The 23,553-nt window shown below is 62.7% G+C and carries 21 protein-coding genes and 2 pseudogenes; 14 read left to right on the forward strand and 9 right to left on the reverse strand.

Annotated features, from left to right (window positions below; genetic code table 11):
* The first annotated feature begins 4 nt into the window (after positions 1-4).
* From SBA_RS11545 to aac(6'), 4 genes are read left to right on the forward strand one after another with little or no spacing between them, the layout of a single operon-like run.
* The gene (locus SBA_RS11545; protein ID WP_224546103.1) at positions 5-784 is read left to right on the forward strand and encodes a type III pantothenate kinase; all 780 of its coding nucleotides are present in this window, start codon (positions 5-7) and stop codon (positions 782-784) included.
* A complete protein-coding gene (locus tag SBA_RS11550; protein WP_261934526.1) occupies positions 784-2,421 on the forward strand; it encodes a ribonuclease J in 1,638 nt (545 codons plus the stop codon). The genes SBA_RS11545 and SBA_RS11550 overlap by 1 nt, the downstream gene beginning before the upstream one ends.
* A gap of 9 nt (positions 2,422-2,430) precedes the next feature.
* Positions 2,431-2,700 (forward strand): DUF1467 family protein, encoded by a 270-nt coding sequence (locus SBA_RS11555; RefSeq protein WP_261934527.1) that lies wholly within the window; start codon positions 2,431-2,433, stop codon positions 2,698-2,700.
* A complete protein-coding gene (aac(6'), locus tag SBA_RS11560; RefSeq protein ID WP_261934528.1) occupies positions 2,697-3,158 on the forward strand; it encodes an aminoglycoside 6'-N-acetyltransferase in 462 nt (153 codons plus the stop codon). Before SBA_RS11555 ends, aac(6') begins: the two co-directional genes overlap by 4 nt.
* Positions 3,159-3,168: 10 nt before the next feature.
* Here aac(6') and SBA_RS11565 read toward each other — a convergent pair whose 3' ends face one another.
* Complete coding sequence (locus SBA_RS11565; protein WP_261934529.1) at positions 3,169-5,841, reverse strand: coiled-coil domain-containing protein; 2,673 nt, start codon at positions 5,839-5,841, stop codon at positions 3,169-3,171.
* Positions 5,842-5,921: 80 nt separating this feature from the next.
* On the opposite strand from SBA_RS11565, the gene SBA_RS11570 reads away from it, so the two are divergent.
* From SBA_RS11570 to SBA_RS11585, 4 genes are all read left to right on the forward strand, one after another.
* On the forward strand, positions 5,922-6,224 hold the full coding sequence (locus tag SBA_RS11570; protein WP_224546109.1) for an Hpt domain-containing protein: 303 nt from the start codon (positions 5,922-5,924) through the stop codon (positions 6,222-6,224).
* 89 nt (positions 6,225-6,313) lie between these two features.
* Positions 6,314-7,480: a hypothetical protein gene (locus SBA_RS11575; protein ID WP_261934530.1), complete on the forward strand. Its 1,167-nt coding sequence runs from the start codon at positions 6,314-6,316 to the stop codon at positions 7,478-7,480.
* A 46-nt stretch (positions 7,481-7,526) separates the two neighbouring features.
* Entirely contained in the window at positions 7,527-8,627 is a 1,101-nt protein-coding gene (locus SBA_RS11580) for a DUF2336 domain-containing protein (protein WP_224546111.1), read from the forward strand.
* Positions 8,624-10,006, forward strand: coding sequence for a sensor histidine kinase (locus SBA_RS11585; protein ID WP_224546112.1), 1,383 nt, complete (start codon positions 8,624-8,626; stop codon positions 10,004-10,006). The genes SBA_RS11580 and SBA_RS11585 overlap by 4 nt, the downstream gene beginning before the upstream one ends.
* Positions 10,007-10,099: 93 nt before the next feature.
* Here SBA_RS11585 and gltA read toward each other — a convergent pair whose 3' ends face one another.
* Positions 10,100-11,386, reverse strand: a complete 1,287-nt coding sequence (gene gltA, locus SBA_RS11590; RefSeq protein ID WP_261934531.1) for a citrate synthase — start codon at positions 11,384-11,386, stop codon at positions 10,100-10,102.
* Between the two features lie 20 nt (positions 11,387-11,406).
* Positions 11,407-12,828 carry a glutamate--tRNA ligase gene (gene gltX / locus SBA_RS11595; RefSeq protein ID WP_261936723.1) on the reverse strand — a complete coding sequence of 474 codons (1,422 nt, stop codon included), beginning with the start codon at positions 12,826-12,828 and terminating at the stop codon, positions 11,407-11,409.
* A 69-nt stretch (positions 12,829-12,897) separates the two neighbouring features.
* On the opposite strand from gltX, the pseudogene SBA_RS11600 reads away from it, so the two are divergent.
* Positions 12,898-13,875: pseudogene (locus SBA_RS11600) on the forward strand (ComEC/Rec2 family competence protein); the annotation flags it as partial.
* 60 nt (positions 13,876-13,935) lie between these two features.
* Here SBA_RS11600 and SBA_RS11605 read toward each other — a convergent pair.
* Positions 13,936-14,274: a hypothetical protein gene (locus tag SBA_RS11605; protein WP_261934532.1), complete on the reverse strand. Its 339-nt coding sequence runs from the start codon at positions 14,272-14,274 to the stop codon at positions 13,936-13,938.
* A 120-nt stretch (positions 14,275-14,394) separates the two neighbouring features.
* On the opposite strand from SBA_RS11605, the gene SBA_RS11610 reads away from it, so the two are divergent.
* The 4 genes from SBA_RS11610 to SBA_RS11625 all read left to right on the forward strand — a co-directional run bounded on the left by SBA_RS11610 (position 14,395) and on the right by SBA_RS11625 (position 17,096).
* The gene (locus tag SBA_RS11610) at positions 14,395-14,757 is read left to right on the forward strand and encodes a hypothetical protein (protein WP_261934533.1); all 363 of its coding nucleotides are present in this window, start codon (positions 14,395-14,397) and stop codon (positions 14,755-14,757) included.
* Between the two features lie 112 nt (positions 14,758-14,869).
* Positions 14,870-15,358 (forward strand): SOS response-associated peptidase family protein, encoded by a 489-nt coding sequence (locus SBA_RS11615; RefSeq protein ID WP_390902332.1) that lies wholly within the window; start codon positions 14,870-14,872, stop codon positions 15,356-15,358.
* A 56-nt stretch (positions 15,359-15,414) separates the two neighbouring features.
* Positions 15,415-15,828, forward strand: coding sequence for a LexA family protein (locus SBA_RS11620; protein WP_261934535.1), 414 nt, complete (start codon positions 15,415-15,417; stop codon positions 15,826-15,828).
* Positions 15,825-17,096, forward strand: a complete 1,272-nt coding sequence (locus SBA_RS11625; RefSeq protein WP_261934536.1) for a Y-family DNA polymerase — start codon at positions 15,825-15,827, stop codon at positions 17,094-17,096. The genes SBA_RS11620 and SBA_RS11625 overlap by 4 nt, the downstream gene beginning before the upstream one ends.
* On the opposite strand, the gene SBA_RS11630 is transcribed toward SBA_RS11625, so the two are convergent.
* The 4 genes from SBA_RS11630 to SBA_RS11645 form a co-directional block, all read right to left on the reverse strand.
* The gene (locus SBA_RS11630) at positions 17,083-17,724 is read right to left on the reverse strand and encodes a hypothetical protein (RefSeq protein ID WP_261934537.1); all 642 of its coding nucleotides are present in this window, start codon (positions 17,722-17,724) and stop codon (positions 17,083-17,085) included. The genes SBA_RS11625 and SBA_RS11630 overlap by 14 nt on opposite strands.
* 237 nt (positions 17,725-17,961) lie before the next feature.
* On the reverse strand, positions 17,962-18,690 hold the full coding sequence (istB, locus tag SBA_RS11635) for an IS21-like element helper ATPase IstB (RefSeq protein ID WP_261934260.1): 729 nt from the start codon (positions 18,688-18,690) through the stop codon (positions 17,962-17,964).
* The gene (gene istA / locus SBA_RS11640; RefSeq protein ID WP_261934293.1) at positions 18,677-20,191 is read right to left on the reverse strand and encodes an IS21 family transposase; all 1,515 of its coding nucleotides are present in this window, start codon (positions 20,189-20,191) and stop codon (positions 18,677-18,679) included. The genes istB and istA overlap by 14 nt, the downstream gene beginning before the upstream one ends.
* A 72-nt stretch (positions 20,192-20,263) precedes the next feature.
* Positions 20,264-21,607 (reverse strand): recombinase family protein, encoded by a 1,344-nt coding sequence (locus SBA_RS11645; protein WP_261934538.1) that lies wholly within the window; start codon positions 21,605-21,607, stop codon positions 20,264-20,266.
* 43 nt (positions 21,608-21,650) lie between these two features.
* On the opposite strand from SBA_RS11645, the pseudogene SBA_RS11650 reads away from it, so the two are divergent.
* Positions 21,651-22,835 (forward strand): annotated as a pseudogene (locus SBA_RS11650) (ComEC/Rec2 family competence protein); the annotation flags it as partial.
* Here SBA_RS11650 and lexA read toward each other — a convergent pair.
* Entirely contained in the window at positions 22,826-23,503 is a 678-nt protein-coding gene (gene lexA, locus SBA_RS11655; RefSeq protein ID WP_261934539.1) for a transcriptional repressor LexA, read from the reverse strand. The pseudogene SBA_RS11650 and the gene lexA overlap by 10 nt on opposite strands.
* Between the last annotated feature and the right edge of the window lie 50 nt (positions 23,504-23,553).

The following is a 23,553-nucleotide window of genomic DNA, read 5'->3' on the forward strand; positions in this document are numbered from 1 at the left end:
AGCCATGCTTCTCGCGATCGACGCGGGTAACACCAATGTCGTTTTCGCGCTGCTCGACGGGCGCGAAATCCGGGCACGCTGGCGGATCGCCACCGATCCGCGGCGCACCGCCGATGAATATGCCGTCTGGTTGAACCAGTTGCTGCAACTGGAAGGCTATGCCATCGCCGATGTCGATGCCGTCATCATCGCCACGGTGGTGCCGCGCGCGCTGCATAATCTGCAAGTGCTGGCCGATAAATATTTCAAGACGCCGGCGCTGATTGCGGGTCAAGGCTCCGTCGAATGGGGCATCGAACTGGACGTTGCCGAGCCGGCGTCGGTGGGCGCCGACCGGGTTGTAAACGCGATCGCCGCGCACCATCTTTACGCAGGCGACCTGATCGTCATCGATTTCGGTACGGCGACGACCTTCGACGTGGTGGATTATCGTGGCGCGTATAAGGGCGGCATCATCGCGCCGGGGATCAACCTTTCGCTCGATGCGCTGGTAGCGGCCGCGGCGAAGCTGCCAAAGATCGCGATTACCGCGCCTGAAGATCGATCGGTTATCGGCCGAACGACCGAAGCGCAGATGCATATCGGCGTCTTCTGGGGCTATGTGGCGATGATGGAGGGGCTGGTCGCCCGCATGAGGGCCGAGATCGGCCGACCGACCAGAGTGATTTCGACGGGGGGGCTGGCGGTCCTCTTCAATGACAATAGCGATATTTTCGATGCGATCGCGCCGGACCTGACGGTTCAGGGCCTCGCGCTGATGCACGAACGGAGTTTGAAAACATAATGACACCCAAGGATGAACTGATCTTCCTGGCCCTCGGCGGGTCGGGCGAGATCGGCATGAATGTCAATCTCTACGGTTGCCAGGGCAAATGGGTCATGGTCGACCTCGGCATGACCTTCGGTGACCCTAGCTATCCCGGCATCGAACTGGTGCTGCCGGATTTGAGCTTCATCGAGGAGCGCCGCGACGACCTGCTCGGCATCGTCCTGACGCACGGGCATGAGGATCATATCGGTGCGATTCCCTATCTCGCCGCCGATCTCGGCGTTCCGCTCTATGCCACGCCGTTCACGGCGGGCCTCATTCGCCTTAAGCTGGAAGAAGAAGGCCTCTCGAAGGAGGTCAAGCTGCATGTCATCCCGAATGAAGGCAGCTTCAATCTCGGCCCGTTCGGCTTCCGCTACGTGCCGCTCGCTCATTCGATTCCCGAAGGCAATGCCGTGCTGATCGATACGCCCTATGGTCGTATCTTTCACACCGGCGACTGGAAGCTGGACGAACAGCCCCTGCTGGGCCAGCCCTCCACCCCGGCCGAACTGACCGCCATCGGCGACGAAGGCGTGCTGGCGCTGGTGTGCGACAGCACCAACGTCTTCAATGACAAGGCCAGCGGCTCCGAAGGCGATGTGCGCGAAGGGTTGATGAAGACCGTGGCGGACGCCAAGGGGCGCGTGCTGGTCACGACCTTCGCTTCCAACGCGGCGCGCGTGCAGACGCTGGGCGAGGTTGCCGCGGCGACCGGGCGCAAAGTGTGCGTGGCGGGCCGTTCGCTCGATCGCATCATCAGCACCGCCAAGGCGGCGGGCTATCTCAAGGATTTTCCGCCGACCGTCGACTGGGACGATGTGATGCATCTGCCGCGCAGCGAGGTGATGATTATCGCCACCGGCGGCCAGGGCGAAGTGCGGGCGGCGCTCGCCCGCATCGCGTTCGACAGCCATCCGATCAAGCTGGCGGAAGGCGACACGGTCGTCTTCTCCTCCAAGCAGATACCCGGCAACGAGATCGCCATCGGCCGCATCCAGAATGCGCTGGCGCAGAAGAATATCCTGATGGTCACCGACCGCCAGGCCGAAGTGCATGTGTCCGGCCATCCCGGCCGCCCCGAGCTCGAAGCCATGTATCGCTGGATACGCCCGGAAATCCTGCTGCCGGTCCATGGCGAGCGTCGCCATATGGCGGAACAGGCCCGGCTCGGCATCACCAGCGGCATCCGCCATGCGGTGGTTCAGTCGAACGGCGATGTGCTGCGCCTGGCGCCCGGTGCGCCGACGATCATCGGCCATCAGGATACCGGCCGCCTGGTGTTGGACGGCGACGTCATCCTGCCCGCCGACGGCGCGACGATCAATGAAAGACGCAAGCTGGGTCTCCATGGGCAGATCAGCGTCGCGGTAGCGATCGACCGCAAAGGCAAGCTGATCGGCCAGCCCGCATTGCGCACGCAAGGCGTACCCGTGGAGGAGGACAAGGCGGCATTCCTGGCCGAAGCGGCCGATGAAGCCGCCGCCGCCGTGCCCAAGGGATCGCTGGAGGAAGAGGCGTTGCGCGAACGCGTGCGTCTGGCCGTACGTCGCACCGCAACCCGCTGGACCGGCAAGAAGCCGATAGTGGACGTGCTGCTGGTTCGGGCCTAGTTACGTTCCATGAACCTATACGCCATCTTCGCTATCTATTTCCTGATGTGGGTGATCAGCGCCTTCATCATGCTCCCCTTCGGCATTCGCACGCCCGATGAAACCGGCGAAGTGCTGCTGAAGGGGCAGGCGGACAGCGCGCCCAGCAACTTCCGGCCCGGTCTGGTCATGCTGCGCGCGACCATATTGGCGACGATTCTGTTCGGTCTCTATTACGCCAACTATGTGCAGGGTTGGGTGACGCTGGACATGCTGCCAGGTTACCGCAGCGCCCGATGAGCGGGCAGGCGGCGCAGATTATACGCGCTGCTGCCGGTCACGCACCGTTCTGGGCGCGGATGCGCGCCGCGCTCTGGCCGGATGCGTCCGTCGCCGATCATCATGACGACATTGCCGATATGATGGCGAACGGAGGCGATCTTGTTGCCTTCGTCGCTCTTGATGATCGGGGTGACGCGATCGCCTTTGTCGAGGCATCGCTGCGCCGCGATTATGTAAACGGTTGCGACACCAGTCCGGTCGTTTTTGTCGAAGGTCTTTATGTGACGCCTGCGGTGCGGCACGAAGGCATAGCGAAAGCCCTGATCGATGCCGTCGCGATCTGGGGACAGGCCATGGGCTGCACGGAAATGGCGTCGGACGCGGACATTGGCAATCTGGCCAGCCACGCCTTTCATCGGGCCGCCTGCTTCGTCGAAACAGAGCGGGTCGTCTACTTCCGCAAAGCGCTCGATTAAACGGCAGAAGTTACTGCCGCAGTCGTTCGATCGCCTGTGCGAGAGCGACATAGAGCTTGCCCATGTCGGACGAAAGCACCGCAACGCCCAGTGCATTGCCGTCGCGCGCCGACAGGATGATCCGCAACATCGCCTCGAAATCATGGATATAGCGATTCACATGATCGCGAAACTCGGCGTCATTGTCATAATGGAGCGCGATTTCCCGCGATTCGCCCGCATCCAGCAACTTCACCGCGCGGCGGGTAAAGACACCGCGATCGCCCTTCAAATAAGCCGACCAGGCCGAGTCGGTGACATCGTTGGACAGGATCTTGGCGACGTCGATCGCCGTGCTATTGAGCGATTCGATCAGCAAGGCGGATCGCCGGGCGAAATGATCGCGATCGCGGCTTTCCGATGCGCGTTCTGCTTCCCCAATCCGCTGTTCGACGCTGGCACTGGTATCGGCGATCGTCAGCAACTGGCGGGTGAGGCGTTCGGATGCCTGATGCGCTGCCTTGACCGCTTCTTCCGCGACCCGCGCAACCTGTTCGATCTGCGCCGTCACCTTTTCGCCGATCACGGCCTGTAGAGCTTCGTCGCTGGCCTGCGCCAATTGCTGCGCGGCATCGGGGATGGCGCGGCCCAGCGCCTGACGCGCGCGTTCCGCCGCCTGATCGGCCGTATCCTTGACCCGCAGCAGCGCTGTCACCAGCAATGGCCCGGCGCCTTCGGTAATGCGTGTCGCGTCCTGATGCGCGGCGTCGAGCGTCGTGCGCAGGCGCTCCACCAGCCCGCGATTCGCTTCCAGTCCGCCTTGCGTACTCTCCAGCCACTCGGTCAGGCGGCTGCCCTGGCCACGCAACATTTCCTCGGCTTCCGCGGTGCGGCCCACCAGCGCTTCGGAAATCGCCTCCAGCCGCTCCATTTCGGGTGCGGTGCTGCCCAGCAGGGTTCTGCTCTGCTCCAGTCGGGCATCGAATCGTTCGAGCGCGGCGGGATAGGTTTCGTCCAGCTCCCGCACACTCGAATCGAGCGCGACCAGCAAGGTTTCGGCGCATCCGATCAGCTTTTCCGCGGTCATGCCGCCCGCCGACAGCGCCTTGTCGATTCGCAGCGTTTCTTCGGTCATGCGGACGAGCGCGCCGGTCAGGCGTTCACCGCGCGCCAGGGCGCTGTCCTCCAGTGCGGCGAAGCGGCCTTCGGTCGAAGCGATGGTGTCGTGCAGGCTGCTATGCAGGCTCGACATCAGGCTACGCTGGCCTTCGATCATGTCGTTGACCTGATGCAGGCGGCTTTCGACGTCGCCGATCGAATCGCTGAGGCCGGCGACGGTGTCGTCTCCAATCGCGGTCAGGCTTTCGCGCGAGCGGGCGATCAAGGCGTCGAGTGTCGCCGCCTGGCTGGTCAGGCCGCCGTCGGTGACAGCGAGCGTTTCCTGCGCCTGCTGCAACGCAACGTCGAGGCGACGACGCAGGTCCGTTTCCATCGACTCCATGTCGCGCTCGAATAGGGTAAGCGCCTCCTCGCTTGCCCCGCTGATGCCGGTCCGGGCCGCAGCCACCAGCGCTTCCAACGCTTCGGTACGACGGGACAAGGCCTCGTCGGTGGACGCCATGGCGTCCTTCATTCTACTCAGTGCGCTGTCCGTGCGTTCGCGCAGATCATGTTCGGTGCTATCGAGATCATGGGTCAGCGTCTGGCGGACCTGCGCGCTGGTTTCGGCCATGCCGGTCTGCGCTGCTTCGACCAGCGTGTTCAGAGCCGTGGCATGGGCTTCCAGATCCTGGCGACTGCGATCCATCGCCTGTCGCGCGCTCTGGGCGGTAGCGTCGATCCGGCCTGCGGCGATCTCGGCCATGCCAGTGACCTCCTCGGTCGCTGTTCGGGTCGTTTCCTGCAATTGCGTCAACTGGCTGGACAGGCTCTTGGTAGCGGAAAGTGTCCGCGCGCGCGCGTCATCGGACAGTTCGGCAAGGGCGTGGAGGCGGGCCTCCAGCGTGTCGATCCGTTCGGCCAGCGCATGGCCATTGTCCATCATCTGCGCCGTCATGCGGCCGGTGCGGTCCTCCAGTTCGGGGATCGATCCGATCAGCATGTCCATCCGCGCCACCAGCGCCATCGCGGCGCGCTCGGCCGTTTCCGCCCGCTCGGCCGTGGTGTGGGCGCGCGCGGCGATCAGTTCGGCGGATGCTTCCATATTGCTGCTGGCGGCCGCGCCATAGCTGTCGAGCAATTCCGCCTGGTCCTGCATCGCCTGCCGCGCGGTCTCCAACTGACTGCTGATACGGCCCAGGCGCAGTTCCAGCAGGTCGGCCTCGGTACGTAGCGCACGCGCGGTGTCGAGATAGCGACGCGATTCGGCGCGGCTGTTGCGGACCAGCAGCATATAGCCCACGCCCAGGAGGATCAGGGGAATGGCGAGCGTGACGATGGCGTTGGCCCAGGCGAACGGACCTGCGGCCAGATCGCCGGAGGTTGCGATCGCCCAGCCAGCAAAGCCGATCCAGCCGACCGCCAGAACCAGCAGACCCCAGCGAATGCGCTTTATCGTGCCGTCGCCGGCATCTTCCGCCGCATCATTCTCGTCAATATCGAGAACGGCTTGTTTCAAAAGCAAAATGTCGTCCGTCTGCGACTCGTTGCCGGTCGCGGTTTGTTCGTCTCGCCAGAACTCGACGATGGTGCTGCCCCCTGTCATGTCATCATCCTAGCATCTTTTCCGCCGACGCAAATGCCCTGTTACCAAAACTTAACGCAAGCCCGATAGCGTCTGTCGCCATGTCCTATGATCCTGGCGCCCTTCATGCCGCATTGGCCGCCGCCGTCGGCGAAGACAGCGCGCTGATCGCAGACCTGCGGGTCGCTTTCCTGGAAAGTGCTGCGCGACAGCTCGACCTGCTGGGCCGGGCACGCTGCGACGCCAATTGGGAGCTCGCCGCCTGGCGGCTCAAGGGATTAGCGGCCAGCTTCGGCCTCACCGCATTGATGGCGCTGGCCGACGAGGCGGCCGCCGCTGCGCCTGGCGATCCGCGCGTGCTTCGTCGTCTCCAAGCGGCGCTGGCGGGGCTCGATCAAACTTGATCGGCCGCCGCTGAAAGCCTTGCTTGCGCGAAGCGCTCCGCCTTGCGAAAAGGTCGCCGCACAACAATCGGGTCCACAAGCGTAACGACATGAGTTTCGCCGCTATTCTGAGCGCCAGTCGCGCATCGGGCGATTCGCCCGCGGGTTTGCGCGCGAGCCTGTATTTTGCCGGTCAGACGCTGGTCGAGTATCAGGCGCGGCAGGCGGCCCATGCAGGCGCCGATCGAATCATGATCCTGGTGAGTGTCATCACCCCGGCCCTGTCGCAGGCCGTTGACCGTCTGAGCGCCGACGGCATCGCCGTGGCGCTGGTGCGGGATATGGTGTCGATGGTACGAGATGCGCCACGCGATAGCGACGTGCTGCTGGTGGCGGATGGTGCAATAGTATCACAGTCGCATTTCGACGGCATCGGTGCGGCCCAGGGCAACGCCATGCTGGTGACGGACGACAGCCGCGCCAGTGCGCCGTTCGAACGGATCGACGCGGGGCAACGCTGGGCGGGCCTGGCGCGGATCAGTCCGGACTTGCTTTTCGGCACGCTCGACATGATCGGGGACTGGGATCTGGCGCTGACTTTGGTGCGCACGGCGGTGCAAAAGGGCGCCAGACGGATCACCGTGCCGCAGGACGATCTGCTGGAAGGGCGGGTCGCCCTGGTCGAGAGCCAGGCGCAGGCCGACCTGGTCGCGCAGGCTGTGACCGCAGCCGGATCATCGCGCGCTCATTCGCGTGGTGGCATCGAACATTATCTGCTGGCGCCGTTGGCCCGAATCGTCAGCCCGACGCTGATGCGGATGCAGGTCCCGGCGCTGCAGGTGCGGATCGCTGCCATCGCGCTGGGCGCCGTGGCGCTGGTGCCGATCGAACTGGGCTGGGCGCTGACTGGATTCTGCCTGTTGATGGGTGCTTTGCTACTGTCGGAAATCAGCGACCGGCTGGGCGATCTGGCGCTGCGGACGCCGCTCATGGGATGGTTCGCCTTCTGCGCGCCGGCGACCGTGCTGGCAGGGATGGTCTTTGCCGGTGGCACGACCTTGGCCGCCGATCTGGCGCTGCTGCTCGGCATCCTGATGGTGGCCGATCGCTGGGGGCGAACCGCGGCGGCGCGGTCGTGGATGATCTTCACGCCCGGTACGGCGCTGCTGTTGCTGATCCTGACGGGCTTTGTCGGCCTGATGGCGGAAGGCTTCCGTGTCGCCATTTTGCTAGCGATCGCGTCGGTCGGCGCCATTCTGCTGCGCAAGAGCGACTGAGCAATTTTCCCCGGCACGGTTTAGTGCATTTTAAGGACGTGCGATTATGCTGACCGGCATGAACGCCTATTCGTCCCTTACCGGTACGGCCATGGCGGGCAGCTGGCCAATGGCGCGGGTCATGGCCGGCTTGTCCGCCGTGCCGGTCGGCCATGCCATCGATCTGGCGATTTTCTTTCCCGAAGAAGGACACACGCGCCACGACGCCCTGATCGCCGAGACGCGTCGCCATGTCGGCGGATGCATCACCGCGATCGAGATGGCCCTGCGCCTGTCGCTGGCACATGCGCCCGATGTCGCCGCGGCGCTGGACCGGTGGCCGGCTCCGGTAGCCTGGTCGATGGTGCGTGCGCATCCCAGCCTGCTCGGGCCCGGACTGCTGGCGCATATGCAGATGCGCGCTGGCGTCACGATGATGCTTCGCCAGTTTGGACAGGCCGATGTCGAACAACTGGAAGAAATCGATGGGGCCTCGGCGCTTTCGATCGACGATCCTTTGCTGGGCGACGCCTTGTCGGGGCTGACGCTGGCCGAGGCACGGTGGGTTGCCGCCGGCGGGGAAGACGCGCCGATGAAGCCCGACCTTCCCGCCGAACATTTCGCCGAACTGATGTGGATGGTCGCTGCGTGCCTGACCGTCGTGGCGCAGCGGACCATGGTCGATGGCGACGATCGGCTGCTGGCGGCCTTCGACCGGTCCGGCTGGGCATTGATGGCCGATCATGACGAGGCAGCATGTCCGATCGTTCAGGCGGATCGATTAGTGCGTCGCATGGGGGAAGAGGCCGACGCGCCCGACCTGTTGGGCCATTTGCTGGAACGACGACGGTTCCTGCTGTTTGCTGCGGTCATCGCGCGGCAGCTCCGGCTGGAGAGCGTCCAGGTGGTCGAAATGCTGGTGATGGGATCACTGTCGCAGGTCGCTATCTTGTGCCGGGCGCTGGGCGGGTCGGGTGCCGATTATCGGCATTTGCTGCTGGCGTTGCGCCCGGTGCGTCCGTCGCTGTCCGATGTGGCGATCGTGACCGAGGCGGATCGCTATCACGCGTTGAGTCAGGAACAGGCCGACAATGTGGTCGCCGCCCTGCGGACATCGGCCGCCTTGCGTGCGAAACTGGACCATCTGCGCGCAGTGGCCCCCCTATGAACATGCCGTCCCGTCCCGGCATTCTTCGCGCGGCCCTGTCGGCCGACGGCCGTTTGCTGAGCGCAGACGCGCCGCTGCTGGCGCTGCAAAGAGAGGCCGGCGCGGATCTTGGTGCGCCGTTCGCGGTGCCGCAATTGATGGCGATCGCCAGACTGGCGGCGCGGCTGGGCGTTCTGGTGTCGCGGCCGGTCGTGGCGGCGGCGCAGCGCGGCGACATCGATATGTGGGTGCGGGCCAAGCCGGAAAGCGACAAGGGCGTCAGTCTGTCGGTCGTGGACTGGCGTGAACGGCCAGCCGCGCCGCTACCACCCGACGATGGCCGACGCGAAGCCGATATGGCGGCGTTGGCCGATGGCTGGACCTGGCAGATCGACACCCAATTGCGGTTCCAGATGGTGTTGGCGGGGAATGGCGACAGCGGTGCGCTGCCGACCAACCCGCCCGTGCCGGGAGCGCGCTTTTCCAGCTACTTCCAGCTGGAAGCGGATAGCGACGGCGACATGGCCATGCTTCGCGGCTTTGCCCAGCGATGCGCGTTTCGCGATCAGCGGGCGGTGATGGCGAGCGATATGGCGCGCCGTTTTCGACTGTCGGCTTTTCCGATGTTCGATCATGGCGGACAATTGACCGGCTATCGTGGCACCGCCTTCCCACTGGAAAGAGCGGTGGTCGCGCCCGTGGCGGAAGATGCGCCGCTGACCTTGTATCCTGTCGAGTTCGGGCGACGGCTCGATCGCTCGCTGCGACAGCCTCTGGGCCGCATCATCGCAAACGCCGATACGATCAGCGCGCAACTCGAAGGGCCGCTCCGCCCTGATTATGCCGGCTATGCCAACGACATTGCGGCCGCGGGCCGGCATCTTATGGCGCTGGTCGACGATCTGGCTGATTTGCAGGCAATCGATCGCCCGGATTTCAGCGTCGTCGCCGAAGAAGTCGACCTGGCCGATCTGGGGCGCCGGGCCGCGGGCTTGCTGGCGGTCAAGGCGCTGGATCGACGGATCACCATCGTCGCGCCAGCCCCTGATGCGAGCTTGCTGGCGATGGGGGAATTTCGCCGGATACTCCAGATATTGGTCAATCTGATCGGCAATGCCGTGCGCTATTCGCCGGAAGGAACGCAGGTGCGCATCGCGACCGAATGGGAAAGCGGTCAGGCGCGCATCGCTGTGATCGACCAGGGCGCGGGCGTCGCACCGGCCGATCGCGAGCGCATTTTCGAGAAATTCGAGCGGCTGGGGCGCGACGATGCCGGGGGCAGCGGGCTTGGCCTCTATATCTCCCGCCGCCTCGCCCGGGCGATGAATGGCGACATTCGCATTGGCGGAGCGCCGGGTGAGGGCGCGCGCTTCATCCTGTCGCTGCCGGTCGGGGGCTGATCTGGCGGCCGCACGGTTTCAAGGCGGGGCATCGCCATAAAAAACGGCGCCCAATGAGCGCCGTTCTTCATAACAATATTGGTCCGCTGGCGATCAGCGCTTGTCGACCGCGACATAGTCGCGCTGCGTCGGGCCGGTATAGAGCTGACGCGGACGACCGATCTTCTGCGCCGGGTCGGAAATCATTTCGTTCCACTGCGCGACCCAGCCGACGGTACGGGCGAGCGCGAAGAGCACGGTGAACATTTCGGTCGGGAAGCCGATTGCCGACAGGATCACGCCCGAATAGAAATCGACATTCGGGTAGAGCTTCTTTTCGACGAAATAGGGATCGTTGAGCGCGATCTGCTCCAGTTCCTTGGCGACGTCGAAAACGGGGTCGTTGACGCCCAGCTTCTCCAGCACGTCCTTCGCGGTCTTCTGCATCACGGTCGCGCGGGGATCGTAATTTTTGTAGACGCGGTGGCCAAAGCCCATCAGGCGGAACGGATCGTCCTTGTTCTTGGCGCGGGCGATATATTCGGGGATGCGATCGACAGTGCCGATTTCGCGCAGCATGTTGAGCGCGGCTTCGTTGGCGCCGCCATGCGCCGGGCCCCAGAGGCAGGCTATGCCGGCCGCGATGCAGGCGAACGGGTTGGCGCCCGACGAACCGGCAAGACGCACGGTCGAGGTCGATGCATTCTGCTCATGATCGGCGTGCAGGATGAAGATCTTGTCCATCGCGTCCACGATCACCGGATCGGGGATATAATCCTCCGCCGGGACCGAGAAGGTCATGCGCAGGAAATTGGCGGTGTAGCTCAGGTCGTTACGCGGATAGACGAAAGGCTGACCGACCGAATATTTATACGCCATGGCGGCGATCGTCGGCATCTTGGCGATCAGGCGGTGGCTCGCGATGCGGCGCTGTTCCGGATCGTTGATGTCGGTCGAGTCATGATAGAAGGCCGACAGGGCGCCGACCACGCCGACCATGATCGCCATCGGGTGCGCATCGCGACGGAAGCCGCGGAAAAATGCCGACAACTGTTCATGCACCATGGTGTGGCGCGTAATCGTGGTGGTGAAGTCTTCCAGCTCCTTCTGCGACGGCAGTTCGCCGTTCAGCAGCAGGTAGCAGACTTCCATGAAGCTGGATTCTTCGGCCAGTTGGCCGATCGGATAGCCGCGATGGAGCAAAATACCTGCGTCACCGTCGATATAGGTCAGGCCGGATTCGCAGCTTGCGGTAGAAGTGAAGCCCGGATCATAGGTGAACATGCCGGTGTTGGCATAGAGCTTGCGAACGTCGATGACCTGGGGGCCGACCGTGCCGTCCATGACGGCATAGTCCTTGCTGTCTCCCCCAACGGTCAAATTGGCTGTGTTATCCGACATGTTTTTCTCCTTGTACGTCATCAACCGGCTGCTGCGTGCCCTGCGTCAGCCAATCGTTCCAAGCTCCCCTCTTTCCCCAGCAGGAAGAGGACATCAAAAATGCCCGGCGAGGTCGTGCGACCGGTGAGTGCCGCACGAAGCGGTTGCGCCACCTTGCCCAGTCCCAGGTCGGCATCCTCTGCCACGCGGCGTATCACGTCTTCGATCGCTTCAACCGTCCAGGACTGGACGGACTGGAGAGCGTCGGCTGTCTTGTCGAGCAGCGCGCGCGCGGAGTCGTCTAGCAGAGCGGTAGCCTTCTCGTCAAAATCGAGCGGGCAACTTTTGAACAGAAATTCTGCTCCCTCCGCAATTTCATTAAGGTTCTTCGCCCGCGGCTTCAGCGAAGCCATAGCTTCCGTCAGCAGTGACAGATTGGTATCCGATATAGCGATTTCAAGCCGCTTTTCGATCCGTGGAGCCACCAGCGCGGCGAGGCGCGCGTCGTCGGCTTCGCGGATATAATGGCCGTTGAGATTTTCCAGCTTCTTGATATCGAAGCGCGACGGCGAGCGGCCGACGCCGCCGATATCGAACAGGTCGATGGCGCGGGCGATCGGGATGATCTCCTCGTCACCATGGCCCCAACCCAGCCGCAGAAGATAGTTGAGCACCGCTTCGGGCAGCATGCCCATTTCGTCGCGATAGGCGTCCACACCCAGCGCGCCGTGACGCTTCGACAGCTTCGCGCCATCCGATCCGTGGATCAGCGGGATATGGGCGTAGATCGGCTCTTCCCAACCCATCGCCTTGATGATGCTGAGCTGGCGGAAGGCGTTGTTGAGATGATCGTCGCCGCGGATGACGTGGGTGACGCCCATGTCATGATCGTCGACGACGACGGCCAGCATATAGGTAGGCGTACCGTCGGAGCGAAGCAGGATCATGTCGTCCAGCTCGGCATTCTGCACGACCACGCGCCCCTGCACCGCGTCCTCGATCACGGTCTCGCCTTGGCGCGGCGCCTTGATGCGGATCACGAAGGGCGCACCTTCCGGCGCATCTTCGGGCGCGCGGTCGCGCCAGCGGCCGTCATAGCGCATGGGTTGCTTGGCGGCGCGCTGCTGTTCGCGCAGTTCGGCCAGTTCCTCGGGCGTCGCATAGCAGCGATAGGCGTGGCCAGCTTCCAGAAGCTGGTTGGCGACTTCTGCATGGCGCGGCGTGCGTTCGAACTGGAAGACAGCGGGTTCGTCGCCGCTCACGCCCAGCCATTCCAGACCGTCGAAAATCGCGGCCACGGCTTCTTCTGTAGAGCGGGCGCGATCGGTATCCTCGATCCGCAGCAGGAACTTGCCGCCATGGTGGCGCGCGAACAGCCAGTTGAACAGCGCGGTGCGCGCGCCGCCGATATGCAGGAACCCGGTTGGGGACGGGGCGAAACGGGTCACCACCGGCTTGTTCATTCCCGTTGCACTTGCCGTCATATTCCCTGACATTCGCCTAGCTGACCCATGGATGCTGCGCCCCCTAGCATGGCTTTTGAGCCACGACAAACCTCCCTTGGTGGGAGGCTGGCGGCGTTGGCGCGTGTGCGGCTGGACCGGCTCGAACGCTGGCTGGAACGCGAGCGCGAACAGATCGGATTATGGGTGCCGATCGCGCTGGGTGGCGGGATCGCCGCCTGGTTCATCCTGCCCCATGCCATGGCCTGGCTCGCCTTTTGCTGCGGCACGCTGGCGATGGCCTGTATCGGGGCGATGTTGCCGGTGGGCGGGCGGTTGCGGCGGATGATGGTCGGGGGTGCAATCCTGGCTTGCATGGGGTGCCTGCTGGTCTGGGGGAAGGCGATGCTGTGGGGCCAGCCGCCGCTTGTCCGGGCGACCTTCGTGCAACTGACGGGCGATGTTGCCGCGATCCGCCCCGTTCCGGCGCAGGCGATGGTGCGCGTCATGCTGCGCCCGGTCGACGCGCCCGATCTGCCGGCCGTCATACGGGTGAATATCGCCGACGCGGATGTGCCGGCGGGGCTGGGTGAGGGCGCGCGGCTACGCTTTCGCGTGCGCTTGATGCCGCCCGCGCCGCCGAGCGTTCCGGGCGGCTATGATTTTGCGGCGCGCGCCTATTTCCAGGGGATCGGCGCGACGGGCAAGGCGCTGAAGCCGGTCGAGATAGTGATCCCATCCACTGCCTCGCCGCCGCTGCGGGCGCAGTTGTTCGGCCATATTTTGGAGCAAGTGGACGGTCCCGCCGAAGGGATCGCCGCCGCTCTTGCGACCGGGGACCAGGGCGCGATTCCCGAAGCCGATGCGGAGGCGATGCGGCGCAGCGGACTGGCGCATCTTCTGTCGATCAGCGGATTGCATGTGACGGCGCTGATCGGCGCGGTCATCTTCCTGCTGATGCGGGTGATGGCCCTGAGCCAGTGGGCGGCGCTGGGTTGGCCACTCATGTTGATCGCGGCGGCTGGCGGGGCGCTGGCCGGGATCGGCTATACGCTGCTGACCCGTGCGTTATAGGAGTCAAACCCTGAATTGACCCCGGCCCGGCGCGCCCTGCCGGGGTAGCGTGGATCAAGCAGCCTTGGGGATCGGCTCTTTGTTGGCCAGCTTGCCGTCTTTGAAATGCCAGACCTTCGCGTGGCTCCGAGCGCCGCGACCGGACAGTTCCAGCCAGTAGTTTTCATCAAGCGGCTCATCCTCGTCCACGGGAACGAGCAGGTAGATGAGGGTCAGTTTACCCTCGCCATGGCCCATCGAAAGAACCTGATGAATGTCGCTGCCGTCAGAGAGGTCTTCCATTTCCATGCCAAGGTCTTTGGCCACTTCCACGAACCCATTGAACGGGCCTTTCGGAGCATGAAGGTCGATGTGCGCGGCGAGCGCGGTGAAGGCTTCTTCCAGCTTGTCCATGACCTGAATCCTTTTCGAGTCGTCCTGATCGGCAATGAGAACAAAGAAGGAACAAATAGGCAAGGGGCTTGCGACAGAATGCTGGTGCGATAGGCTCACATCAGAACAGGGAGATCGGTGATGCCAGCATTTTTCATTCCGTCGGTTGATCCTGACGATCTGGAAGCGGAATACGCTCGGCTGGCGCAGAAAGTGGACTCTGCGCCGCAGGCACATGACAAACGCATCTATTCGATTTCGTGGAAGCGCGAAGGTGCGGAATGGACTGCCACAGTCGGTGAACAACTTACGAGCCACGAATATGTGACAGTAGGAAAAGGCATCAACGCCTCACTGCGCGACAAGAGGGGAGGCACGAATGATACCGTGACGGCCATCTTTCCGGGCCCAACGTTCCTTGTCACACACGATGGCAAGAGCAAAGTGTGGAACTGGCCGATCCTGACAGGAGAGCCAACCCGCGTGGTCTATTTCGATGTGTAATCACTATCGGAATAATCCCGACCTAATCCCGACATGGCGCGAATATGCGGGTTATGACCTTCGCCAGCCCAATCAGGAGTTCGCATCGGACGTTTACCCGAAGCGGGCAGGTATGATCGTCCGCAAGGATGACGGGGTGGTGAAGTCCGACGTTATGGCCTGGGGCGTTCCAACCATGGTCAAAGGCGCAACCAAGATGCTGGAGAAGCGCGTCACGAACGTCAGGAACCTCAGCAGTAACTTCTGGAAGTCCATGCTGTCGAAGCCAGAGCAGCGATGCCTTGTGCCGTTCTCGACATTCGCAGAGCCGAAAGCAGGGCAGGGCCGCGAAGAGTGGTGGTTCACGATCAAGGATCAGCCCTTAGCGGCGTTCGCGGGCATCTGGCGGCAAAGCGAACATGGAGCGGTCTATGCCTTCCTGACCTGCGAACCGAATGAACTGGTCGCGCCACTCCACCCGAAAGCCATGCCGGTGATCCTCGATCCGTCGCAATATGAGGAATGGCTATCGACCGATTATGCGGGCGCTTGCGCGATGGCGCAGCCGTTTCCCACTGATCGGATGGCCGTCGAATTGAAAGAACATAAAAAGAACAAATGACCGATGGGGTCGGTTAGGGCTATGCTGGGTCGGGTATCTGATTCGTGGCTTAACCGATGTTTGAACCCATACCTATTTGCCTATCCATGCCCGATTTGCCGTTGCTGCTGGTCAGCACTCCGGCTGGCTTTCCGTCGCCCGCTCAGGACGACATGGAAGAACCCATCAATCTGGCCGATTGGCTCGTTGAGCATCCGGCCGCCAGTTACATCATGCGGGTCGATGGTTATTCCATGACCGGCGCTGGCATCACTGATGGTGATCTCATCATCGTGAGCCGGGCCAAGAAGCCGGTTGCTGGTCATATCGTTGTCGCACTTGTCCATGGTGATCGGACGTTGAAGCGCCTGCGACGGCGCGAGGGCCGTCATTGGCTGGTGCCGGAAGCGGAGGGCTTTCCAGAAACGATAGTGGACGAGCATGTCGAGATATGGGGCGTGGTCGTCGGGCTGGCCCGCAAATACGTATGAGCGCCCCGGTCGCTCTGATCGACTGTAACAATTACTATGTGTCCTGCGAGCGAGCGTTCGACGCAAGCCTGTGCGGTGTGCCGGTCATTGTCCTGTCCAATAACGATGGCTGCGCGATTGCCCGGTCAGCAGAGGCCAAGGCTCTCGGCATCCGCATGGGTGAGCCGGTCCACCTGATCCGTGATAAAATCCAGAAGCACGGCATCCGGGTCATGTCTTCCAACTATGCGCTCTATGGGGACATTCAGCGCCGGGTGGTGGCGGCAATCGAACCCTTTGCCCGTGATTTCGAGATATACTCGATTGACGAAACGTTCGTGGACTTCGCAGGGTTTGAGCATCTGGATTTGGTGGCTCATTCCCGTGCGATGCGCGAACAGGTCAAGCAATGGACGACGATCCCGACATGCGTAGGCATCGCGCCGACGAAGACGCTGGCCAAGCTGGCCAATGCTGCCGCGAAGAAGAACCCGATCTTTGATGGCGTGGCCGATCTTCGCAGCGAAGAGATTCGCCGCTGGGTCTTGGACCAGTTTGAGGTCGGGGACGTGTGGGGGATCGGCAGAGCGACGACAGAGAAGCTGGCCGCGCTCGAAATCAAGACGGCTGGCCAGCTTCGCGATATGGCATTGAAGCATTCACGCGGCGTCGGTGGTGTTGTGCTGGAAAGAGTTGTCGCTGAACTGCGCGGCGTTCCGTCCAGCGTGATCGAAACGATAGAGCCGCAACGGAAGGGCATGGCTGTCACCTGGTCATTCGGCTCCCCGATCACCGACATAGACATGCTGATGGGGGCTGTGACGCAATATGCGATGAGGGCAGGGGAGAAGCTGCGCCAGCATGGCCTAGTGGCCGGTCGGCTGACGGTCTTCTTTCACACAAATCGACACAAGCAGGACCGGCCGCAATATAGCGCCACGCGGACGCTCAGCCTTCAACCGATGACCAATGATGGCCTGACCTTGCTGGCCTACGCCAGACGTGGGATCGAAAGCGCATGGCGCGAGGGGTATGGCATCACGAAAGCCGGTGTGATGCTGGAGGATTTGATGGAAGCTGACCGGCGACCGCGCACGCTGTTTGAAGAGGACAACGAGCGGCGCAGTCGGCTGATGGTGGCCATGGATGAGGTCAACGGTCGGTTCGGCAAATTCGCGATTGTCCCGGCCAGCCAAGGCTTCAAGCGCCAATGGAAGGCCCGGTCAGACGCAAAGTCGCCGAACTACACGACCCGGATTGCTGAGGTGCCAGCGGTTAAAGCGCGATAGGGTCTTTCGGCAGGCTCACGCCGATGGATGCCAGAACGGCGTCTGCCGTCATCTGGGCCTTTTCGACGCCGGAGGGTGCCCATTCGAACATTCCGTCATGGCTCGTCACTACTGGTGGTGCGATATGGACGGCAGCAGCAGGTCCACCAGCGCAGAAGTAGTTGGGGTCCATGTTCTGGTAGAGGCGTTCGGTTTCCTTGATTTTGGCGCGAGGAACGATCACCGCGCCATCAACCACAGCCTGCTGGCATGTCTCATCGACATGGATCAGATGCGTCATCGCGCAGTTGCCATCAGCAGCATGGAAAACGTTCAACTCGGACATCAGCACTTTTGCCAGTCGGGCATACTGCTCTTTGTTCACGCGCTCGGTCAGCGGAAAAACGATGGTCGCCGTCCTCTCACCTTTGCGGCTCAGGCTGTCCATTAGGATATGCGCGTAGCCCAAGGCCGATGCCTTTTCGTGGAGCGTTTCGCCGATTTGGGCTAGATCCTTGCTGCGGTATTCCAGCACGATCGCGGTTGCGGCCAGCCAGTATTCTGAGGTGTTGTTCGTCGCCTTGAGGTTCTTCCATTCGCTGAACGACCATGCGGCTGGCTCATTCGTGAAATTGGCCATCTGCTTCATCAGGCCATCCATGTAACCCTGAATGCCGGGGCAGTTCTCTTCGCCAGTGATTTTCCAACATGTCAATCGGCGTGCAAACGGGACCCCCTATCGGCGCGCAAAAGGGACCCCATTTCAAGATGGCGCAAGGTTGATCTGACGCGCTCTCCTGCGCTGCGCGCGGCGTAGGGAGGGCGTAGCCCGACCGAAGGCGCGCGCAGCGCAAAGCATCTTTTAATTGAGGGCCGATGGGGAGGATCAGCTCCGGTTTTTGAAGCGCCAGCTGTCATTGCCGGTCTCGACTATGTCGCAATGATGGGTGACGCGATCCAGGAGCGCGGTGGTCATCTTGGGATCACCGAACACGGTGGGCCACTCCCCGAAGGCGAGGTTGGTGGTGATGATGACACTGGTTTGCTCGTAGAGCTTGCTGATCAGATGGAACAGCAACTGGCCGCCCGATCGGGCGAACGGCAGATACCCCAGTTCATCGAGCACGATGAGATCGAGGCGGGATAGCTGGGCGGCGAGTGTGCCGCTTTTGCCGATCCTGGCCTCCTCTTCGAGACGGGTCACAAGATCAACGGTGTTGAAGTAGCGGCCCCGCGCACCCGAGCGCACGACATTAGCGGTGATGGCGATGGCCAGATGGGTCTTTCCGGTGCCTGTACCGCCGACCAGGACGATATTGCGCCGCGCGGGCAGGAACGCGCCGCTGTGCAATGAACGCACCAGTCCTTCGTTGATCGGGGTGCCCTCGAACCGGAAGGCGTCGATGTCCTTCACGATCGGCAGCCTCGCGGCCGCCATCCGGTATCGGATCGACGCGGCGTGGCGATGCGTCGCTTCCGCCCTCAGAAGATCGGTCAATATCTCCATCGTGGTGCGCTGGCGCTGAAGGCCGGTGGTGACCGCATCGTCGAACGCGCCTGCCATGCCTTTGAGCCCGAGCCCGCGCATGGCCTCGATCATGTCATGCCGCTGCATCGAAGGTCCTCAGCTGGTCGTAACGGGCACAGTCGGCGATCGGAGGATGGCGCAGCGCGCTGTCCTCGGAGGTGATGATCGTGAGTGGACGCGGCGGTTCCCGGCGTCGCGCCAGGATGTTCAGGATCAGGTCGTCGCTTGCCGTGCCCGTCGCCAGTGCCTCGCGCACCGCCGCTTCGACAGGCTCCAGGCCATCGGTCAACACAGCCGACAGCACACGGACGAACCGGCGATCAGCATCGTCGCCATTACCCAGCTTGCGGCGCAGGCGGGCAAGCGCCGGTGGCAGATCCCAGCCCTGGAAGGGGGCGCCGTTCCGCAGCGCGCCGGGCTTGCGGGCCAGCACCGGCAGATAATGCCAGGGATCATAGATCGTGCGGTTGCGCCCGAAGTAGCGAGGATGTTCGGCGACAACCTCCTCGCCGCAGCGAACGACGATACGATCGGCATAGGCGCGGACCTGCACAGTGCGCCGTGCCACCGTCGAGAGCACCGAGTAACGGTTGCGGTCGAAGCTGATCAGGCAGGTGCCCGTCACGGCATGCTCGCTCTCATTGAAGCCGTCGAACGGCCCCAGCATCGGCTGCAGCGCGGATCGTTCGATCTCCAGCACCTGCGCCACGGTCAGCTCTCCCTGTTCGGGATGGGCCTGCCGTTCCGCCCAGCGCCGACACTCGGCCTCCAGCCAGCCATTAAGCTCTTCGAGGCTGGCGAACCGCAGCCGGGGCTGGAAGAAGCGGCCACGGATCGTCTGCACCTGGTTCTCGACCTGGCCCTTCTCCCATCCCGCCGCAGGCGAGCAGGCCGTGGGCTCGACCATATAATGGTCGGTCATGATCAGGAACCGCCGGTTGAAGACTCGTTCCTTGCCGGTGAACACGCTCGTCACCGCCGTCTTCATATTATCGTAGATGCCGCGCTCCGGCACGCCGCCAAAGAAGGCAAAGCCGCGCGCATGCGCGTCGAACAGCATCTCCTGGCTCTCGCGAGGATAGGCTCGGACATAGACCCCGCGTGACGCGCACAGTCGCATATGCGCGACCTTCACCCGCATCGGCTTGCCGGCGATCTCGACATCCTCATGGCTCCAGTCGAACTGGTAGGCCTCGCCTGGCCTGAACATCAACGGGATAAAGGCGGTGACGCCATCGCCGGCATCCTTGCGCCGTTCGATCTTCCATCGCGCCGCGTAGCGCCGCACGGCATCGTAGGAACCCTCAAAGCCTTCGCGCACCAGCAGGTCATGGATCCGCGTCATCCGCAGCCGTTCACGCCTGCCGCGCACCTCGTTCTCTTCCAGCAGCGTGTTCAGACGATCCTGAAACGGACCGATCCTGGGCAGTGGCTGAATCTTGCGCTGATAGTCGAATGCGCCCTCCGGCGCTCGGATCGCCTTACGGATGACCTTCCGCGACACATGCAGATCCCGCGCGATCGCCTTGATCGCCTTGCCCCCGGCATACTCGCGCCGGATCCGAACAACTGTCTCCAAAACCAACATCCCGATCTCGCCGCCTGAAAATCCAGGCAGCTGTTTAAACCATCGAAATGAGGGGTCCCTTTTAGACGCCGATCACCCCGCTAACGGGGTCCTTTTTGCACGCCGATCCACATCCTCGATGAACCGTTGGCGGTCGGCAATGTCGATCCGAAGCGCCTCATTGCGGCTATCGGCAGCAACGTCCTTGCGGATCACAACGAACTTCAAAGCGACATTCAACAGCGCCTTTTCCAGCGTCTCGTATCTGACCCAGCTTCGGTTTGAGCAGCGAGGCACCTGTCGATCTTCATCCCATACCTTGTTCAAGGCATTGTGGCATTTGAGGTAGCTGAAAGTCTGGCCTGCTGGATAGCGGCCGCTTTTATGGTTCCTCATCTGCCCTTTGCGAACAGTCACTTCCTGCTTCATCCGACCACCGCAATGGGCGCATTTCGCGATGCCGCTCAAAACATTGTTGTGGGTTATCTGCCAAGCGCCGCTGGCTCCCTTACGGGATTGTCGTGCAGCATGGGCCTTCGCGAACATCACAGGGTCTATGGCTTGGGGAAAGTGGTTGAGAACCGCTATGCCCTTGCTGGTTTCCTTTCCGCTGCGAGGGCGGTTCATCGGGTGATATTCACCCATAACCGCACGGTTCAGGACCAGCTTAGTGAGATAGCCGACTGTCCAGCCATTGTTGCTTTGCCGATCTAAGTGGTTCCAGACTGGTTCCCCGCGACCATTGAGCATCTTCGCTATCGCTGGTGTTCCGTAGCCGTCGATTGTCCACTGGAAAATCTCTCTTAGGACTTCGACGCGTTGATCGTTCAAGGTCATCTGATAGCGGGGTCGGTCGCTCGGCTTGCTAACACGCTCAACGTCGATCCATCCTGGCACTGTCCTAGTGTGGCTGACGTGCTGGCCAACTGCGGCACTCTCCTGAGCGGCCTTGATCCGATCATTCTGAGCAGCTTTCAGGCGCTTGCTTTTGTTCTCGCTTTCCTGACGCGCAAGCTCTGCTGCGACGACCGCCTCGATGACGGCACCGAGTTCGACACGTTCATATGCTTTGTAGATGCGGCGTGTGGCAGCAACAGCGACAGTAACACCGGCTTGGGTCATCTTTTTGACCCAAGGCAGCACCTCGTCATGCCCTTGCCGACTAATGCGGTCGATATGCTCGACTACGAGGACATGGCCGTTTCGATATTGGCCAGCTTCGACCTCTTGCTCAAACTGGTGGAGCAAACCACCGGCAGCGCGATTCGCCCCACTAAATGCGGAAAGCCCCTGATCTATGAGAACCCTGTCTTCGGTGAGCTGCCATTTCTCATCGGCAATCATGTCGCGACAGAGTTTTAACTGACGGGCTTTACTGCTTCCGCGTGCCTGCTCCTGATTTGAAAAGCGGGCGTAAATTGTAGCTGGTAACGTCATCTTCCCCCTGTGCCCCGGCCGGGCCTAAAAAGTTCCTAACTCCTATAACAGTATGACCGGGGCGGAGGTGCCGACGGTGCGGTCCTGCGTCGCCGCCCTGCTGGTGCTGGGCGGGCTGGCCATGGGGCGGGACGCGGTGACCTTGCGTCTGGTGGCGACCGGCGCGCTGGTGGTGTTATTTCTGTGGCCCGAAGCACTGGTCGGGCCGAGCTTTCAGATGAGCTTCGCAGCTGTGACGGCGCTGGTGGCGCTGGCCGAGCATCCCCGTTTCCGAACCTTTGCCGCCGCGCGAGACGAGGGTGCGTTTCGTCGGATTGCACGCGGCCTGGCGGTTACGCTGGCGACTGGCATCGCTGTCGAACTGGTGCTGATGCCGATCGCGCTGTTCCATTTTCACAAGGCGGGGCTGCTCGGCGCCTTCGCCAATCTGATCGCGATTCCGCTCACCACCTTCGTCGTCATGCCGCTGGAGGCGCTGGCGCTCGTGCTGGATGTCGCGGGCTTGGGCGCGCCTTTCTGGTGGTTGACGCAGCAGGCGCTGAACCTGTTGCTGTTACTGGCCCATGGCGTGGCGGCCAGTCCGATGGCGACATTGCTGGCGCCGACGATGGGCATGGGGCTATTCGGTATCACGGTCGTCGGGCTGCTCTGGTGCCTGTTGTGGCGGACGGGGTGGCGATGGCTGGGACTTGCGCCGGTGCTGATCGGCGTGGCGGTCACCTTTACCGCCGCGCCGCCCGATATCCTGATTACCGGCGACGGGCGGCATGTCGCCGTGCGGACGGGAAAGGGCATGGCGATATTGCGCGATCGGGCGGGGGATTATGTGCGGGACGTGCTGTCGGAAAGTGCAGGTTATGACGGCGAACTGGCGGCGATCGCGGATTTGCCGGACGCACGCTGTTCGCGCGATCTGTGCGCTGTCGGCGTGAAGGACGGCAATGGCCGTAGCTGGCGGCTGCTCTTCACCCGCAGCACAGTGCTGATCGAACGGTCCGACTTCGCCCGCGATTGCGCCGCGGCGGACATCGTCGTCAGCGATCGGGGGCTACCGCGCTGGTGCCATCCGCGCTGGATGAAGATCGACCGCCGGTTGCTGGCACGGACCGGCGGCCTGTCCATCACCCTGGCGAAGGGCGAAGTTCACACCGTCCATCGAGTCGGCGACGCACATCCCTGGATCGTTCGCCCACCCCGTGGATCAGGACGACCCAAATCTCAATTATAGCGGCGCAGCAGCCCTGCCAGCTTGCCCTGGATGCGGACCTGCCGCGGGTCGTAAATCTGCGGTTCATAAGCGGAATTGGCCGGATCGAGCCGGACGCGGCTGCCTTCGCGGCGGAAATATTTGAGCGTGGCTTCCGCTTCGTCGATCAACGCCACGACGATCTGGCCTTCGCGCGCGACGTCGGTGCGCTGGATCAGGGCGAAGTCACCGTCGAGAATGCCCGCCTCCATCATCGAATCGCCCGACACTTCCAGCGCATAATGGTCGCCCGCACCCAACAGCGCGGCCGGCACGGAGAGCATGGTCTGCCCCTCCATCGCCTCGATCGGCACGCCGGCCGCGATCCGGCCGTGCATCGGGATTTCGATCACGTCATTGGCGGCGATCGGAACAGGCGCCGCGACCTTGGGTTTGAGCGCAACGACTGGCGCGGGCACCGGCGCACGATGCATCGCGTCGGGCAGCTTCAGCACTTCCAGCGCACGGGCGCGATTGGGCAGGCGGCGGATGAACCCGCGCTCCTCCAGGGCATTGATAAGCCGGTGGATGCCGGACTTGGACCGCAGGTCCAGCGCGTCCTTCATTTCCTCGAACGAGGGCGAAACGCCGCCTTCGTCCAATCGGGTCTGAATGAAGCTCAGCAATTCCTGCTGCTTGGGCGTCAACATCGCGGTCCTCCGTGGAACGTATGAGGAACGCATAGGAAACAGATGAAGGT

Source organism: Sphingomonas bisphenolicum (assembly GCF_024349785.1).
GTDB lineage: Bacteria > Pseudomonadota > Alphaproteobacteria > Sphingomonadales > Sphingomonadaceae > Sphingobium > Sphingobium bisphenolicum.